Below are 15,790 nucleotides of genomic sequence, written 5' to 3' on the forward strand. Positions count from 1 at the left end.
CCCGCAAATACGGGAGGCCCAACCGTTTAGTCGTCAGTCCATTTCTCGTTGAGTGCCCATTTAGTATGGGGACCAATATCGTAAGCCGTCACTTCAGTGCGGTGATCAGTACCTAGGGAGTCGATAAGCTCCGCACTTGCCCATTTCACATTATCTGTATCCCCCTTCGCAAAAAGGGCTTCCAGCGAAGCTTGTTGCTCAATATTGGGAAGCAAGTCGTATATCTCGAAAAGGAGAATTTCTTGGTTAGGCAGCCGTTTCGCCCTTCGCATAGGTGCTTGAACGGTACACGCATAAGTATAATCTACATAACGGAATTCATGCTTTGGCAAAATATCCGTGGTTAGTAGTTCTTCGCAGAATTCACGCCATTGGTTGGTTTCGCGGTCCTTTTGGGATTGGAACCAGTCAAGCATTTTCAATACCCACCAGCCCCGAACAAGGAATCGCAAATCGCTTTTTGCAATACCATGGTCCGTAGCAAATTGCTTATCGGGTTTAACATGGTACTTATTGAAGACTTTAATGGCTCCTGGAAAAGCCTTGTATGCGCCACCAACCAGTTGATAGTAGTCGCGCTTACGGTTCTTGACGAGCAAGTACTTGCCCTTCACTTTAATGCGAAACAAGTACGAAATGGATAACCGTACCTCCTGATTTCGGTATATGACCCGTGCTTTAAACCACAAAGGGAATCGATGCAGGTTGTAAAACATCTCCACTAATGCAGCAAAGACTGGCGTCGATATCAGGTTTACCAGCAGACTAACTCCCAACGCTGCCCAAGGGCTAGTTGCCTGCGGATAAACTTGAATCAGGAAGACAACCGTTACACTCAGTGGTATGACCAAGAGCAACGCCAGTGTTGTTTTTGTAGCCTGGCTCATTTGATTTGTGGACTAGGAACGGTTTGTGTCAAAGCATTGTGGAGCACCTTGAAAGTCAGTGGGCTATCGGGGTAAGCAGCAGCTACTGCAGCAGGTAGCAATCGCAGTCGGAGGTCGGAAAAGGAATACCCTACCCCTTCATTCTTTTCCGGCCCGGTCCGGTCGACTAATTCTTCCACCTCTTTGGGCGTCAGTTTAACGCCTGCTAGCTCCTGAGTCAGCAACGCCCGACGCTCTTCGGCTGTTGGCCGGTCAAACTTCATGACCACGGCCGCCCGGCGCACAATTGCTTCATCGAGAAAATGCAAGCGATTGGTTGCTAAAAACACAATCGCGCGACCAGCTAATGCCCGGGTGTCGTCAATCTTCTGGATTAGGGTATTGACAGCTGCCTTTTCTTCTTGGTGCATCTGTGCGGTAGCGCGAGTGGTGGCGATAGCATCGGCTTCGTCGATGAATAGGAAACCAATACGTTTTTCGCCAGCGACTTTTTTCAGCTCTTCAAATGCTTGATTGACAAGCTTTGCCATTTGCCCGTGTACTCCGTCGCCCCGCACACGCGTGCTGAGCTTCATGAAGTACCCTGTCTTGTTCAGCTCTACTAGCATCTGGTTGGCGATAACCTCCGCCGACACGGTCTTGCCTGTACCCGCGTCACCTTCAAGGATAATAAGAGGATGGCGGTCGGTTAAGGAGCGCAAAATGGGCAACTCACAATGGTGGTGCTTCTGGCTCCACACATTGAGCCCTTTCGGGTCAAGCAACAGCTTTAAGTTGAAGTGAATTTGCTTAAATCGGTCGTCGAAGCCAACTAAGTGTTTGGCACGCTCAACCAATTCGGCGTTGGGCAACTCGGTCGTACTATCGAAAATTGTGGTGGTTACCATCTAGCGAAGATTTTGTTTTTGAAGTTCGTATCCATTGGTGGCGTACAACTGCGCGGCTTCGCGCTGCAGGTGGGGATAATTGCTATCGATTGCCGAGGGGCCCCACGAGCCCTTGAGCTTTTGCTGAAAAGCCTGTTTCGCAACTGCTCCGAGGTTGTGCCAAGCAGGCGTATAAAAAAGGAGCAGAGACAGGTGCGTGTTCGCTTGATTTGGCCAATCATTACCCCCGGCGCGGCCCCCGTTAGGAGCCGTGCCATCGTTGTTGACCGTGTAAGACGCCACACGCATGGGCCGTCCGGTCAAACTGTCGTGTAAAATGATGTCGACCTGCGCCAAATAATATTGTTCGGCCAAAGCCAAAACATCATGAAAGTAGAGGTCGACTTGTGCCGGCGTCCACTTTCCTGTGCGCATAGCAATCATGCCCAAGTCAGCTTTGAAGCTAGCAAAGGTTTTCTGCACATCCGTCGTGGTGCGGGTAAAGGTTTGAGAAGTAGTACTCATGTAATGAATCGGTTAGGCTTCGATATTAAAAGAGGGGCCGAAGATTTCTTTCCATTCTTCTACCGTGCTGTCGAGGTCGGCTTGGGTGCGAGCGATGTGCAGTACCTCGTAGGCAGTTAAAGCCTTTTCTCGCACCTTGTCCCAACCTACTTTTGTCAGTTTGGACGCCACATTATTCTCGTTATTGGTTGGGTCTGCGATAAATACTGGGTTCGTGAATTGACCCGGCACCTCATGTATTGCCCCAGGAAAGGAAACTATGGGGAAACTCGTGTCGCTGAGGAGGCGATAAAACCGCAGAAGCGCGTGTTCAACATTAGCATCGACTCCTTCTTGACTATCGAGATAGGCAACAATGAGTTCAATGGTAAAAGAAGACAGTAGCTCCAACTCTTGATAGTTGCGCCAGTATTTAGCGGCCCGCACAATTGAAGTGTAGGAACTGTTGCGGTCCCGCCACGCTTTAGCTGTAGCTAACTGGTTGGTAATGCTGGTATGGTACCGGCCTCCACCGCCACGTTCAGGCTGCCAGACATAGTCGACAGGTGATTCCAGTGGCACAACGGGCACAATGTCCACGTAAAGGCCTGTTCCCACGAATTTGATGGTTATCGCTTTCGTCTTGCCTTCCGCATCGACATCTTTGCCGATGTCTTTTGTAGGGTAAATTTCCTCCAGGTAGGAAACGACAAAGTCGTGTAACTTGCTGACATCGTCACGTAACGTGTCGTCGCCGGTGACAAACAACACCAAATCAATATCAATCGGGCTGAGGCCTGATGCACGCAAGATGGTGCGCTTGCTCCACGAACCGGCAATGCGGAAGCCGGAAACACGCATGCCCGTGCGTTTATCGTTCTTTATTTTGTCGGCGAGTTTCGTTTGCAGGTTTTCCACCTGGTCACGGTACTTGCCCATACTATCACGCGGCAACTTGATGCGGTCAATAAATTTGGAGAGCCGCGAATTGGTCAATTCCATAGGGATTGGGATTAGAGTGGTTTGTCTCGACACCTGTTTTTGTGTAGAGACAAACCACTATTTTCCAATACCACGCCAAGATGAAAAACATCTGATTTGAGCGTTTCAGGGGCATTGCCAAATTAAGAGCATGCATAATATGCTTGGTGGCACACATAAAGTGCGTGATGCTCTGCAATGGTTGTTTAAGAGGAGTATCGGACCATAATTGCCTAATGCCAGCGCAAATCGAGAACGTGATTGGCGAATCAACCGGACTTAAGCGCCTTATTTAGAGTACGAACGTCAATCCCCAGGGCAGTGGCCGCTTGTGCCTTTATTCCTTTGTGACTGGTTAATGCCCGGACTGCATGAGCACGTACAACATCTTTGAGCAGAAGCGGCTCAGCAGCCAACACACTCGTGGGCGTACGAAGGCGAGAAGGCAGGTCTTCCGGCTGCACCAGTGGATTATTGATAGGAGAGAAGATATAAAGCCTCGTTATCAAATTCTCTAGCTCGCGCACATTGCCTGGAAACGAATGTGCCATTAATACCCTGCGTGCAGCATCCGAGAACTGAAGCGGCTGCGGTTTGTGTAACGCTCGTTGTTGCTTCTGGATTAAATGGCTGACCAGTGCTTCGCGTTCCTTATCAGACCATTCTCGCAGAGGTGGTAGTTCGAGTTCCGCTATCGCTAAACGGTAATATAAGTCCCATCGGAATAGGCCTTGTTCGCACTGTTGCTCTAAATGGGCATGGGTCGCGGCCACTACACGCACGTTCACCTTGTGAGGTTCCCCGCCTAAAGGTTGGATTTCATCTGATTGTAATACACGCAGTAACGTCACTTGCAACGCAGGGGATATGTCTCCTATCTCGTCCAAGAATAAGGTTCCGCCTTCAGCGGCCTTAAATTCACCTTCCGTATCGCGGTCGGCTCCCGTGAACGCACCTTTTCTATGCCCAAAAAGTCTGCTTTCCAGCAGGGTGTCCGCTAACGCAGCACAGTTCAACGCTCGAAACGGCCCTTTACGCCGGGCGGATTGTTGATGTACATAGTGGGCCAAATGCTCCTTACCGGTGCCGCTTTCCCCACGTATGAGCACGGTTACGTTATCGGTTTGTGCTACCTGACCTGCTCGACGGTACACCGTCTGTAGACTATCCCCGATAAGATGAGCTGTTTCGGTTGACGTGCTGGCTCCAAGTTTGAGTTGTCGTTCTCGGATAATGGCTGTTACCGGAACGGTCGACCTCTCGACGTCTAGTCGCATCAGGGCTGGTAACTTATCAGGGCTAAACTTGCCCGCTCTGGTTTGCACCAGGTGGGTGTTCAAGCCAAGGGTTGTGTGGCATATATACCAGGCCAATTGCATGATAGGAGTGCCAGGCGAAAAAAACAGTGTTATCTCGTGACTGGTAAGGTGCAATAACCAAGTTTCCACTTTGGTTTTTATCTCGGCCAAGTCGATGACATTGGTTAATGCCAGCAATTCAGTGCGAATTTGGCGCTCTGGATGCTGACGGCGCAAAAAGGTGAGCAAATGCTCAGCCCAGAGCTCCTGCTTGGCATCGGCGTAAAGCAGGATGTGCTCATCAAATCCGCCAAGCGTGAAGAAATGCTCATGAAACTGAATGTTTGGCCCATTCAAATTAACCGAATTAAATAATCCCTCCGGTGTTGTGTCGAAATCATTGTTCCGTGCTATCCATGAGATAAGTGAGTGTGCCATATAACGCTTTGCTTACTTATAGTATGCAAAAAAGGTGACTAGTATAGGGAGATGTAGAGAAAGAAATTGCACGACTGATAATTACTCGCAATTGGTGTTATGGAGTAGTACTCGACGTAATACTTTTGACTTAGCTATGCATTGCCAGATAATTATAAGTTGTATTAAATGCCTTTCCAATAGAGGAAGCAGTTTTAGCCAAGCGGTGCAATTTTAGAATCGCACACTTGATAACATTCTCGGTGCGCCCGATTACAACTGGGGACGTAGCTGCGATACACACCAAATTTTTGACTTCTCCTCGTCGGCGGCCGTTGAACCGTTGCTGCCAGACAGTACTTCCGGCCCTAGCCATCGGTGTTATGCTAAGGCCTGTAACCGCCAAGTATCGTACGCAATGTACTGCGTATTGACGATAGGAAGACTGTGGAAAGCGCTGCCTAGGAGCAGTCTCCGCGGTCCAGACCCGTTCCAGCAACGACCCCATGCTGGGGTGAGCAGGAGAATTTGGTCCAGTGGCTTAGTCGATGTACGCCAAACTCACCGTTTAGCCCGTCAAGGCCGTCACTTCCTCAGCCAGCGCGTTCAATTGAGTCCAGTTCTGGGTGCTGGCTGGGGCACTAAGCGCAGCCCGTAAGTGTCCCAACGAGTCGACGGCCACGTGAACCTTACTGCCTTTATGCCCTTTGTCTCCGTCGCATTCAACACATTGATGTCATGACTCCGGAAATATACGTCCTGCTTCTGTGCGTCTCGGCTAGACCACCTTACAACTTTTTTTCGAGATAGGTACCCACATTTTTCACCCTGCTATCCGAGTGTAATGGGTACTCGTGTTCAAATTGATAGACTGCAAGATACCCCTTATTTAAATTGTGTCTATTTAGATACATTGTTCGTATTCAATCACATAGTGTAGAATTTGGTTTTTGCTTGGATGATAAAAAGGGTATAGGTTGCCTTTGTAATGGTCTTCGGGATACCAATTCTAAGCTACATTATTTCATTGAAGGCTTTCACAATGATGCATCTGTCTTTGTGAGCCATAGTTCTGCTGACCTTGCCTGACTGCAAGCGACAGTCTGGCTAATTCGTGGATTTATTAATCAGTTGATGAATACAGCTATAACAAATCCGGTTCGTAGGATTCAGCCCTCAACGCGTTCCATTCGTGGTCAAATCAGCAGTAATAAAAACGGACGGGCACCGCAATACGAATCTTCTCTGGAGCGAGACTTGCTGCAACTTCTGGAATTCGATGATTGTGTGGAATCCTATTGTGAGCAACCCATTACCATCGAGTACGTGCACGAAGGAACTGTGAGACGCTATACCCCCGATGTGCTGGTATACTATCGTAATGACCCAGCTGTCTCAACTGCCATCAAACCGATACTTGGTGAGGTGAAATATCGAGCAGAACTTAAGCAGTGCTGGACTGACCTGAAACCAAAATTTATGGCTGCTTCGCGTTATGCTGCCGGGCGGGGATGGCGATTTAAGCTATTAACCGAGCGCGAAATTCGTACGAATTATTTGGTCAATGTGCGATTTCTGCGCCATTACATTGGGCCTGAGTTGCAGGTTCGGCAGACGAATCAAGACTTGCTGATGAGCCTGATGGAAGACGTTCACCGCACGACGGGGAACGAGTTGCTGCTACTGGCCACCACCGACCGTACCAAGCGTGCTGAATTACTCTATACGCTCTGGCAATTGGTAGCCATGCGATTGATTCATTGCGATTTAACTGTTGAATTATCCCTGCAAGCCGAGCTATGGATTCCGTGAACGAATTCCCCATACAGCCCGGTGACCGGGTTACCTACCAGGGTAAGCCTCATCAGATTCGTCAGCTGACTGGCAACATGAATACGGTGGTATTGGAAGACCCAATTTCGGGGCGCTTGCTTACTGTACCCGTCAGATACCTACGGTCGCCTGCTCCGGAAGCCGAAGCCGGCACGGTGCCAGTGGTTCCCTTGGAACTGGTTTCCGATGAACAGTGGGCTGAGGCCAAGCGGCGCTTGGCCATCATCGAGCCTTTACTGAACCGCCGAGGAGATGGGAAATTAGTGCATACCGTCGCCCAGCAGCACCAACTAGGCGCGGCGACCCTTTATCGTTGGATGAATCAGTTCGAAGCTACAGGACAAGTTTCCCAACTTATCCCGCGTGGGTCCAGCGGGGGAGAGGGCAAGAGCCGGCTATCCCCTGAGTTGGAAGCAATCGTGCGCTCCTCGGTGGAGGAGATTTACCTTAACAAGCAGCAATACCCGCTTAAACGTGTCTACCGCGACGTGACGGCCCGTTGCCAGCGGCTCGGACTGACGGCCCCTCACCTAAACACCGTAAGCAATCGGGTGAAGGCCATTCGCGAAGAGAAGAAGATTCGCTTGCGGCATGGGCATAAGGCCGCCGACGACCAATTTCGCCCTCACCCAGATAAATATCCCGGGGCGGACTTCCCCCTGGCGGTTGTGCAAATCGACCACACGCCGGGTGATGTTATCCTAGTGGACGACGAAACGCGCATGCCCCTTGGTAGGCCCTGGATTACGATGGCCATCGACGTGTACAGCCGTATAGTGGTTGGCTTCTACGTGTCTTTCGAAACACCTGGCGCACTAGGCGTTGGCATGTGCGTCGCCAACAGCTTGTTGCCAAAGGATTCCTGGCTTGACCGGCTGAACGTACTAGGCGAGTGGCCCTGCTGGGGCAAGATGCGGAAGATTTACGTCGACAACGGTAAGGAGTTTCGGGGCAATATGCTCATGCGTGCCTGCGAGGAATACGGCATCGACTTGGAGTGGCGGCCCGTCCGTAAGCCCAACTACGGTGGCCACATCGAGCGGCTACTGGGCACGTTCTCTCGGGAAATTCACGAGTTGCCAGGCACGACGTTTTCCAACCCGCAGCAGCGAGGCGAGTACCCTTCCGCTGACAAGGCGGCCCTGACGTTGAAAGAATTCGAGCGGTGGCTGCTACACTTGGTCGTCAACATTTACCACAAGCGCACTCACTCCGCTTTGGGCCAGAGCCCGCTGAAGGCGTTCGTGGACGGCATTTACGAGAAAACGGGTTTGCCGCCTCTCTTGCAGGACGAGGAACGGGTCAAGCGCGACTTTTTGCCCTATTATAAGCGCACCGTACAGTACTATGGGGTCGTCCTGGACCACATTCACTACTACAGCGACGTACTCCGTCCCTGGGTCCACGCCCGGGAGGAAGAATCACCAAAAAACAGGCGCAAGCGCAAGTTTATTTTCAAGCGAGACCCGCGCGACATCAGCATCCTATATTTCTACGACCCCGAGGCAAAATGTTATTTCGATGTTCCCTACCGCGAACTGAAGCGCCCGCCCATGACGCTGTGGGAGCACAAACAGGTGATGCGGCAATTGGAGAGCAAAGGCGTGACAGAGGTGGACGAGCCGACATTCTTCGCAGAGTATGACCAGCTGCGGGAAATTGAGGCGCAGGCCGTTAACCAGACGCGACTTGTGCGCCGACAGCGCCGACAGGCTAAGGCCAAAAGCAGCCTGTCGAAAAGTGTCAGGCAGGAAACGATTTCTGCTGTGCCTGCCCCGGATGGTCTCACGCCTAGTGGCCAGATACGGGGAGCCTCCGCTCTGGCCCAAGTACCACTGCCGAGTACCGGAACCATTCAGCCCTTTGACGAACTCGAGTATGGAGCATTTGATTGAGGGGCTGTATGCCGTCGCGTTGGGGGATACGCCCTCCCGCATCCATTTTATCCAGTCAAACCGCTGGATTAAGTACCCGGCAGCCGAACGCATTCTGGAGCGGCTGGAAGAACTGCTGGTTCACCCCAAGATTGCCCGGATGCCGAACCTGCTCCTGGTGGGCGAGACAAACAATGGCAAAACTTTGCTACTTAAAAAGTTTTGTCAACAGCACAAGCCCTATGCTACCCCCGGCGACGAAAAGATGGTTCGCCCCGTCATCACCGTGGAGGCCCCACCCAAGCCCGATGAGAAGCAGTTTTATCGCAGGTTGCTGGACCAACTCAACGCACCCTACCGGCTAGCAGACCGCATGGATCGCATGGAAAGACAGGTCTTCCACGTCATGCAGCACTTGAATGCTCGGATGCTCATCATCGACGAGATTCAGAACCTACTGGCAGGAAGCAGTACCAGCCAGCGGGTGTTTCTGAACGTGCTCAAGGGCATGGCCAACGAACTGCAAATCATTATTGTCGCAGCCGGCACAATGGAGGCGCGCAATGCTATGAGCGCGGACCCCCAAATGGCCAATCGCTTTGTGCAGAAATTCTTGCCCAAGTGGCATTACGCTGAGGATTACCTGCGCCTGCTGGCCAGCTTTGAGCGGCTGTTGCCTCTGCGTAAGGCATCGGGCTTGTCTGAGCCAGCTATAGCCGAGCGCATCTACGCAATGAGCGAGGGGACAATAGGGGAGATTTCCGCCGTTATCACTGCGGCGGCCGTGGCAGCCATTCGTTCGGGAAAGGAACACATTGACCGGAAGCTGCTGGACCAAATTGACTACGTGCTCCCCTCGGAACGCAGGCGCTTTCAAGGCGTTTCATCCTGATGTCGTCCACGACCTCTGCGGACATCTTGCGGGAGAGGCATATTCTTCCATGTACGTTTCATCCGGGCGAAGACGAATTATTGTCGAGCTGGCTGGTCCGACTGGCGCAGGCCCACCAAGTAAAGGTGCAGACGTTCTCTCATTACCTCTGGCCCAAGTTCGTCGTGTGGAAGCGGGACATCGACAAGCTTGCCCCAACTCTTATGCTGGATACCCTGGCAACCCGCACCCTAACTCCCTCGCACCGCATCGCCCGGACGATGCTGGCCCCAGTTGTCGAGCGCCTTACGGGGACCTCGTTGCTTACGGCCAAACAGGGCCCCACCAGTTGGCTGATGCCCGTGGGTATATTTCACCGCACCCACCAAGGAAACGGGCTCGTGTATTGCCCGCGTTGTCTGCAACGGGATGGGACTGACCCCTACTATAGAACTAATTGGCGACTGGCTTTCTATGTGGCCTGTCCAGTCTGCGGCGTCTACCTGCGCGAGGAATGCCCAGTTTGTGGCGCACCAGTTAATTTTTTTCGCCTTGATGTGGGCCATCAGAGCGTCGCCAACCAACCCCTGTCAACCTGTTTTAAGTGCGCCTTCGACCTTAGCCAAGCTCCCACAAAACTAGTCCCCCCTCAAGAGTTACGCCGTTACCATTCCCTATACCGCGTCAGTCGAGAAGGGTGGAATCAGGCTGTGCCTTATCCACATCAGTATTTCCGAGTACTGCGGCAATTAGTCAGGATACTATCCTGCCCATTTGGGGAGGCCTTACGGCTACAGACCGATATAAGGCTTCGGTTGGGCCAGTCGGCGGAGTGGGCGGCAGGCGGAGGGGCATTCGAGCAACTGCCCATCGCCAAACGCACCTACTTATTAGAGCAGGCTACTTGGCTGCTGGAAGACTGGCCGGTGCGGTTTATCGGCGTCATGCACGACAATAAAATCAAGAGTTACACCATCCGGAGGGATATGGCCGAAGAGATGCCGTTTTGGTTCGGCACCGTTTTGACCGAGCATTTCTTTGCGGTCAGAAACAGGAGTTGTAGTTGTGGCGTTCCTATGAATGTTGAAGCGGTTTAAGTACTTCTTGCGAGTGGCGGACAGCGTTCTGCCTGCATTCACTTTTTCAGTCATGGGTAGTGGAATATAAAAATTCGCATTGTCTGTCTCGGCTAGACCACCTCACCGCCCCCCGATTGTTCTAACAGCCGGGGGCGGGCATTTACAGACTGTCGTGCCGGCTTAGCTTGGCCATCACTGTAAGGCATGGTTGTTCCAGTCGCGCCTGAAGAAACCTGTCTGGCTACTTATCATTACTTGGCTTAGCGTCCGCGTACTGCTTGTTTGCATCAAGGAAGCGTTCTAGAGCCTGGTTCACCACGTCAGTTGTTCGGGCGCCACCAGGCTTATTTGCTTGGTAATTAGCGAGCCGTCGATCGTTCTCTATCGTAATCGTCGTCGTGAAGCTGCGCTTTTCTTCTTTCTTATCTTCTTTTTTCATTGGTTTTGCGGGCTCGGTTTTGTATCAGGGATCAAGGTATTGGTAGACCAGAAGTCATTCTTGGCAGCAGGCTTCTGCTGGCAACTACTGCAGTGTCCAAGCAGCTCTCTAACCGTGTCCGCCTTACCTAGACTGCTTTAATCTCTCTAAATGACTGGAACCTTCGAATAGGATCAGGTAATGTGTGCCAATTCTTTGTTAACAAATGATTCTTTGACCTTTTGCGACCAGTGCTCCAATAGGCTGAGTTATCCAGTGCCACATTATTTGCGTCCGTAATAACGACGGTGAAGGCATGTATGCAATGAGAGCGAGCCTCAGTAGCTTTCCCCGAGGCAATGGGGGCTTCTTAGTAAATGGTAGGCTCAGAACCTGTTACTTGGTAGATGGATAACTCCATCTCAATGGGTTTCTAAGTGCCGCCAACGTCCCTTACCCGCGTAACAATGTTAGCAATGGTATATGCTTCAGCTTGCACGCAGTACGGTGAGACAGGAAACTGTTTTCTTAACCCTTACTCATTTAAGGACGCAATTTACGTCTTTTTTGTAGACTACTGACAACAACAGGTGGCTGTTAGGCACCAGTAGCTTGCCGCCAATATGAGCGGCGAACCAATCAAAGCATTTGGCCTGGTCGTCAAGGAGATGCGTAAGGCGCGAGGATTATCCCAGGAAGCGCTTGCTGACGAGGCCCAGTTAGACCGGACCTTCATTTCTCAATTGGAAACGGGAACCAAACAGCCCTCACTCACTACTATTTTTCGGTTAGCTGCTGCTTTACGACTACAGGCGTCCGAACTACTTCGCCGGGTCGAAGACATGCATAGCTCGGATAAAGCAATTTGAAGTGCTTCAGAGGTTGGGCTAGTCTTAGGAAAAGATGGTTTTGGCTACACTGTGGTGCTAGTGGCGCTCCTAGCGCAGCCAGAGACTGTAAATAGCTGCTGTCCAGAGCGAGTCAGGTGCTCTGCATATGTTCGCGCTCAACCGCGTTATTTTCCCACGCTGGCTATCGGTTACGCCGGCTGGGTGTTTAAGGTTGGTAGCTACGTAAAATTGTAAACGCTTTCTAAATCTGGAAAGCAGGTGATTACTTGAAGATACGCATAGGTCTACTGTAATTTTATTTAAAGGGATGGCATGCGCTATCAATGCTGAATTTGTAGAGACACTGCCCCTGTTTAAGTTTGAGCAGTTCTTATAAAAAACGGCGTAATCTCTAGAATCGTGAATTGGGTGAACTATACTGAAAAGATTGTTCCACTCTAAGTCACTGGGGTGAGTCAAATTTTGTTTTTGGCATAACAGAATAAGGTTCGGATTTTTTTCAGGGAAAGGTTGAGCCAAAAATATTGGGCCGTTGCCGAGTGATACTTCGGCTACGGTAAAAATACCAGTCAATTTTCGATGGAATGCAAGCGGTAAAACCGTGTGTCCATCGACTGGAAGTATGGAGGCATTGATTCCAAAAATGCCGTCTGGGTTATTTAAAGAGAGCAATTTTACAGCATGCCCGTTCGCTGTGAATCTTTTTAAAAGCTTGCGAAAAGCTGGTGTGCATTTAACAGCACTTTCGTACAGATTTTTATCTACGTGTTGGACCTGTTCTGCTAATGCCCTATCGAGCCATAAGAATTTAGACTTTGCTACTGGTAAAGTAGCCCATGGCAGCGCGCAGGTGACACTTGGAAGAATGGAGCTTACAGAAAATAAATGCTTTTTAGACCTTTTATTGCGCGAAGTCGAAAGCTTACGTCCAAAATCGGTGTTTCCATGCAGACAGCATTGTAACGGCATTAATCTACAATGATTAATATTATCTTCAAGTAAGTCCGAACATATAACGGGATTGGAAATGCTTAAGGAATTAGCTTTATTATAGCCAATAGGATGAAACAACAGATGTTTGAAATTATAAGGCGAATTGACAATTTTTAATGAATCAACCCAAAAATATTGTTCATTGTTATAATTGAAATTATATCCATTTGCATGTAAAAGTATGCTCTTACTAAACTTTCCTGCCAGTTTTTTTGGCGTTAAAGCATTGCCAGTACTGAGCCAATGGTTTTGACTTAAATCAAAAATTTGTTTTAATGATGGGTCAAATAACAGCCCTCCCAATACCCGGGCTTCTGACTCTTTAAGATTTTCACTAGCCACGTAAAACCGGGCAAGTAGTGATTTATCATCGCCTGGAAAGACAAGGGGGCGACATAACAACTCAAGTGGCAGATATGATAGAAAAAATTGCGTTAAACGCTTGCTCGCCTGGTAGAATAGTACGCGCAGTAATTCAAAATATGGGATTATAATCTTCTTGTTATTGAACTCAATACAAATAATCCATGTGTCGCCCTTCTTAATCCAGAATGATGATGGCGATAGTGCTCCCGGGTTAATTACGTTTTTGAGCAACACGGCAAAGAGGGCTTTGCTGCCCGTCCAGAAAACTTCGAAATCGGAGTTGTTATGATAAATAGGCTTACTGGTACCTACTGTGTCTGTCCAGAGTGAACCACAAACCAATTCGCCGGCCTTGTTACCGTTTACTAAATGGGCAGATATGGGAAGGTCTGCGGGCAGATTTTTCGTGTGCAACCAAGGCTGAAAATAGCAGGGAATGGCGTAAATATCGGACTTGGTGTCCTTAAAAGGACTCCCTACATAGATTAGTTTGTGAACAGTAGCAGAATAGTGACTTTCCTCGTACTGCCCGTCGCCGATGATGTTTGCCAAAGTTGTAGTAGGCTGTTTTCTCGCCCTAACAAGGGGTTTGGTATAATAACTAGGTTACCATTGCCCACTCAAATCATTGTTGAGTGTGACAGTGTCAGTCATGGATTAAGAAGACGGCTAACGCATACATAAGTCATTGATACCGTTTTGGAATTATCATCGACTTTTATGTATTATCATCGACTTCTGTATTTGACACGCATTCTTTCTCCGGATGATTGTAGTAGCCACAGGGACAAGGGTTCATGCTGGCTATGAGCATGAAGTTTGCCGGGAAATCGATGCTGACTTTGGCCCGCGAAATCGTGACGCGGCGCTCCTCAAGCGGCTGGCGCATCACTTCCAGCACGGTGCGCTTAAACTCCGGCAACTCATCCAGAAACAGCACGCCGTTATGGGCCAGTGAGATTTCGCCCGGCTGGGGGTTGCCGCCGCCACCCACCAGCGCCACATCCGAAATAGTATGATGCGGGGCCCGGAACGGCCGCGTGCCCAGCAAAGAGGCATTGGTGCCCAGCTTGCCCGCCACTGAATGGATTTTGGTGGTTTCCAGCGCTTCCTGAATCGTGAGGGGCGGCAGAATAGTAGGCAGGCGCTTGGCAAGCATAGTCTTGCCCGCGCCGGGTGGGCCTATCATGATAACATTATGGCCACCGGCCGCCGCAATTTCCAAGGCCCGCTTAATATTTTCCTGGCCCTGCACATCGGCAAAGTCGGCGGCGTACTGGTTGGCGTCGTGCTGAAAAACGTCGCGCGTGTCGATTACCAGCGGTTCGATGGCAAGGCGGCCTTCAAAAAAGTCGATAGCCTCCTGCATCGTCTCGACGGGAATAATGTCGAGGTTGTTGACGATGGCTGCTTCCCGTGCGTTTTCACGGGGCAGAATAAACCCTTTGAAGCCTTCCTTGCGTGCCTGGATGGCAATAGGCAACACACCCCGGATGGGGCGGAGGCCGCCATCCAGCGCCAGTTCGCCCATGATGATGTACTCCTCCAGCTTCTCGGTATTCAGTTGCTGTGAGCCGTGCAGAATGCCCAGCGCAATGGGCAGGTCATAAGCGGAACCTTCCTTTCGGATATCGGCGGGAGCCATATTCACGACCACCTTGGTACGCGGCATTCGATAGCCGCGGAATTTGAGGGCTGCCTCTATGCGCTGCTGGCTTTCTTTGATGGCGTTGTCAGGCAGGCCCACCACATAGAAGTTAGTGCCTTGCGATACAACTACTTCAATAGTAATAGTGTAAGCATTGACGCCCTGTACGGCAGAGCCGAAGGTCTTGGTAAGCATATAGTAACCAGGAAAAATATAATGTCGGTAGCGAAGATATAGGAAATGCACCATGAAAAATGCCCGGCCATGTGGCCGGGCTTTTTTCATGGTGTACATACTTTTTCTATTCGGCTACCAACTGCTCGATGAGCATAATCATGATGTGGATGGCCTTGATGTGTATCTCCTGAACCCGGTCGGCGTAACCGTGGTGTGGGGCTCGGATTTCTACGTCGCAGAGAGCGGCAAGCTGGCCCCCGTCTTTGCCGGTGAGCCCAACTACCTGCATACCGGCGGCTTTAGCGGCTTCGGCGGCACGCAGCACATTTGGTGAGTTGCCGCTGGTACTGATGGCGAGCAGTACGTCGCCGGGGCGCCCCAGGGCCTCTACGTAGCGGCTAAAGATGTAGTCGTAGCCGAAATCATTGGCGACGCAGCTCATGTGCGACGCCTCTGTGAGGGCAATGGCCCCTAGAGCTGGCCGGTTCTGGCGGTAGCGGCCGGTTAGTTCTTCGGCAAAATGCTGAGCGTCGCAGAGGCTGCCGCCATTGCCGCAGGTTAGGATCTTGCCTTTGCTGCGCAGGCTGCCAGCCATAAGACGGGCGGCCTGCTCAATGGCCATGAGGTTGACGGGGTCGGCTAGGAAACGGTCCAGCACAGTTCGGGCTTCGGTCAGCTCCGCCCGAATGAGGTCGGTGAGGGGGGAAGTGGTAGTCACGCGGCAAAG

General features: G+C 50.9%; 13 protein-coding genes and 2 pseudogenes. 5 read left to right on the forward strand and 10 right to left on the reverse strand.

The annotated features are described in order from the left end of the window. Positions 1-26: 26 nt before the first annotated feature. From H4317_RS02845 to H4317_RS02865, 5 genes are all read right to left on the reverse strand, one after another. Entirely contained in the window at positions 27-887 is an 861-nt protein-coding gene (locus H4317_RS02845; protein ID WP_185888681.1) for an SMODS-associated NUDIX domain-containing protein, read from the reverse strand. Beyond that, positions 884-1,774, reverse strand: a complete 891-nt coding sequence (locus H4317_RS02850; RefSeq protein WP_185888682.1) for an ATP-binding protein — start codon at positions 1,772-1,774, stop codon at positions 884-886. Before H4317_RS02850 ends, H4317_RS02845 begins: the two co-directional genes overlap by 4 nt. Further along, the gene (locus tag H4317_RS02855) at positions 1,775-2,278 is read right to left on the reverse strand and encodes an HORMA-1 domain-containing protein (RefSeq protein ID WP_185888683.1); all 504 of its coding nucleotides are present in this window, start codon (positions 2,276-2,278) and stop codon (positions 1,775-1,777) included. 12 nt (positions 2,279-2,290) lie between these two features. Further along, positions 2,291-3,259, reverse strand: coding sequence for a CBASS oligonucleotide cyclase (locus H4317_RS02860; RefSeq protein WP_185888684.1), 969 nt, complete (start codon positions 3,257-3,259; stop codon positions 2,291-2,293). A 248-nt stretch (positions 3,260-3,507) separates the two neighbouring features. Next, complete coding sequence (locus H4317_RS02865) at positions 3,508-4,974, reverse strand: sigma 54-interacting transcriptional regulator (protein ID WP_185888685.1); 1,467 nt, start codon at positions 4,972-4,974, stop codon at positions 3,508-3,510. Between the two features lie 1,236 nt (positions 4,975-6,210). Here H4317_RS02865 and H4317_RS02870 point away from each other — a divergent pair. The 4 genes and pseudogenes from H4317_RS02870 to H4317_RS19510 all read left to right on the forward strand — a co-directional run. Further along, entirely contained in the window at positions 6,211-6,765 is a 555-nt protein-coding gene (locus H4317_RS02870; protein WP_185888686.1) for a TnsA endonuclease N-terminal domain-containing protein, read from the forward strand. After that, positions 6,762-8,681 carry a TnsB C-terminal domain-containing protein gene (locus H4317_RS02875; RefSeq protein WP_185888687.1) on the forward strand — a complete coding sequence of 640 codons (1,920 nt, stop codon included), beginning with the start codon at positions 6,762-6,764 and terminating at the stop codon, positions 8,679-8,681. The genes H4317_RS02870 and H4317_RS02875 overlap by 4 nt, the downstream gene beginning before the upstream one ends. Next, the gene (locus H4317_RS02880; protein WP_185888688.1) at positions 8,665-9,552 is read left to right on the forward strand and encodes a TniB family NTP-binding protein; all 888 of its coding nucleotides are present in this window, start codon (positions 8,665-8,667) and stop codon (positions 9,550-9,552) included. Before H4317_RS02875 ends, H4317_RS02880 begins: the two co-directional genes overlap by 17 nt. Then, positions 9,552-9,962: pseudogene (locus tag H4317_RS19510) on the forward strand (TniQ family protein); the annotation flags it as partial. The gene H4317_RS02880 and the pseudogene H4317_RS19510, both read left to right, overlap by 1 nt. Before the next feature lie 459 nt (positions 9,963-10,421). Here the strand turns inward: H4317_RS19510 and H4317_RS19335 are convergent. Continuing rightward, complete coding sequence (locus H4317_RS19335) at positions 10,422-10,682, reverse strand: hypothetical protein (RefSeq protein ID WP_260625794.1); 261 nt, start codon at positions 10,680-10,682, stop codon at positions 10,422-10,424. 169 nt (positions 10,683-10,851) lie between these two features. Continuing rightward, complete coding sequence (locus H4317_RS02890) at positions 10,852-11,049, reverse strand: hypothetical protein (RefSeq protein WP_185888690.1); 198 nt, start codon at positions 11,047-11,049, stop codon at positions 10,852-10,854. A gap of 647 nt (positions 11,050-11,696) precedes the next feature. Between H4317_RS02890 and H4317_RS02895 the strand changes: the two genes are divergently transcribed. Beyond that, positions 11,697-11,897: a helix-turn-helix domain-containing protein gene (locus H4317_RS02895; RefSeq protein WP_260625878.1), complete on the forward strand. Its 201-nt coding sequence runs from the start codon at positions 11,697-11,699 to the stop codon at positions 11,895-11,897. Between the two features lie 69 nt (positions 11,898-11,966). On the opposite strand, the gene H4317_RS02900 is transcribed toward H4317_RS02895, so the two are convergent. The 3 genes and pseudogenes from H4317_RS02900 to lpcA form a co-directional block, all read right to left on the reverse strand. After that, positions 11,967-13,790, reverse strand: coding sequence for a hypothetical protein (locus H4317_RS02900; protein ID WP_185888692.1), 1,824 nt, complete (start codon positions 13,788-13,790; stop codon positions 11,967-11,969). A 196-nt stretch (positions 13,791-13,986) separates the two neighbouring features. After that, a pseudogene (locus tag H4317_RS02905) lies at positions 13,987-15,081 on the reverse strand (YifB family Mg chelatase-like AAA ATPase); the annotation flags it as partial. A 106-nt stretch (positions 15,082-15,187) separates the two neighbouring features. Next, positions 15,188-15,781, reverse strand: a complete 594-nt coding sequence (gene lpcA / locus H4317_RS02910) for a D-sedoheptulose 7-phosphate isomerase (protein WP_185888693.1) — start codon at positions 15,779-15,781, stop codon at positions 15,188-15,190. Between the last annotated feature and the right edge of the window lie 9 nt (positions 15,782-15,790).

The sequence above is a fragment of the Hymenobacter sediminicola genome, assembly GCF_014250515.1.
Taxonomy (GTDB): Bacteria; Bacteroidota; Bacteroidia; order Cytophagales; family Hymenobacteraceae; genus Hymenobacter; species Hymenobacter sediminicola.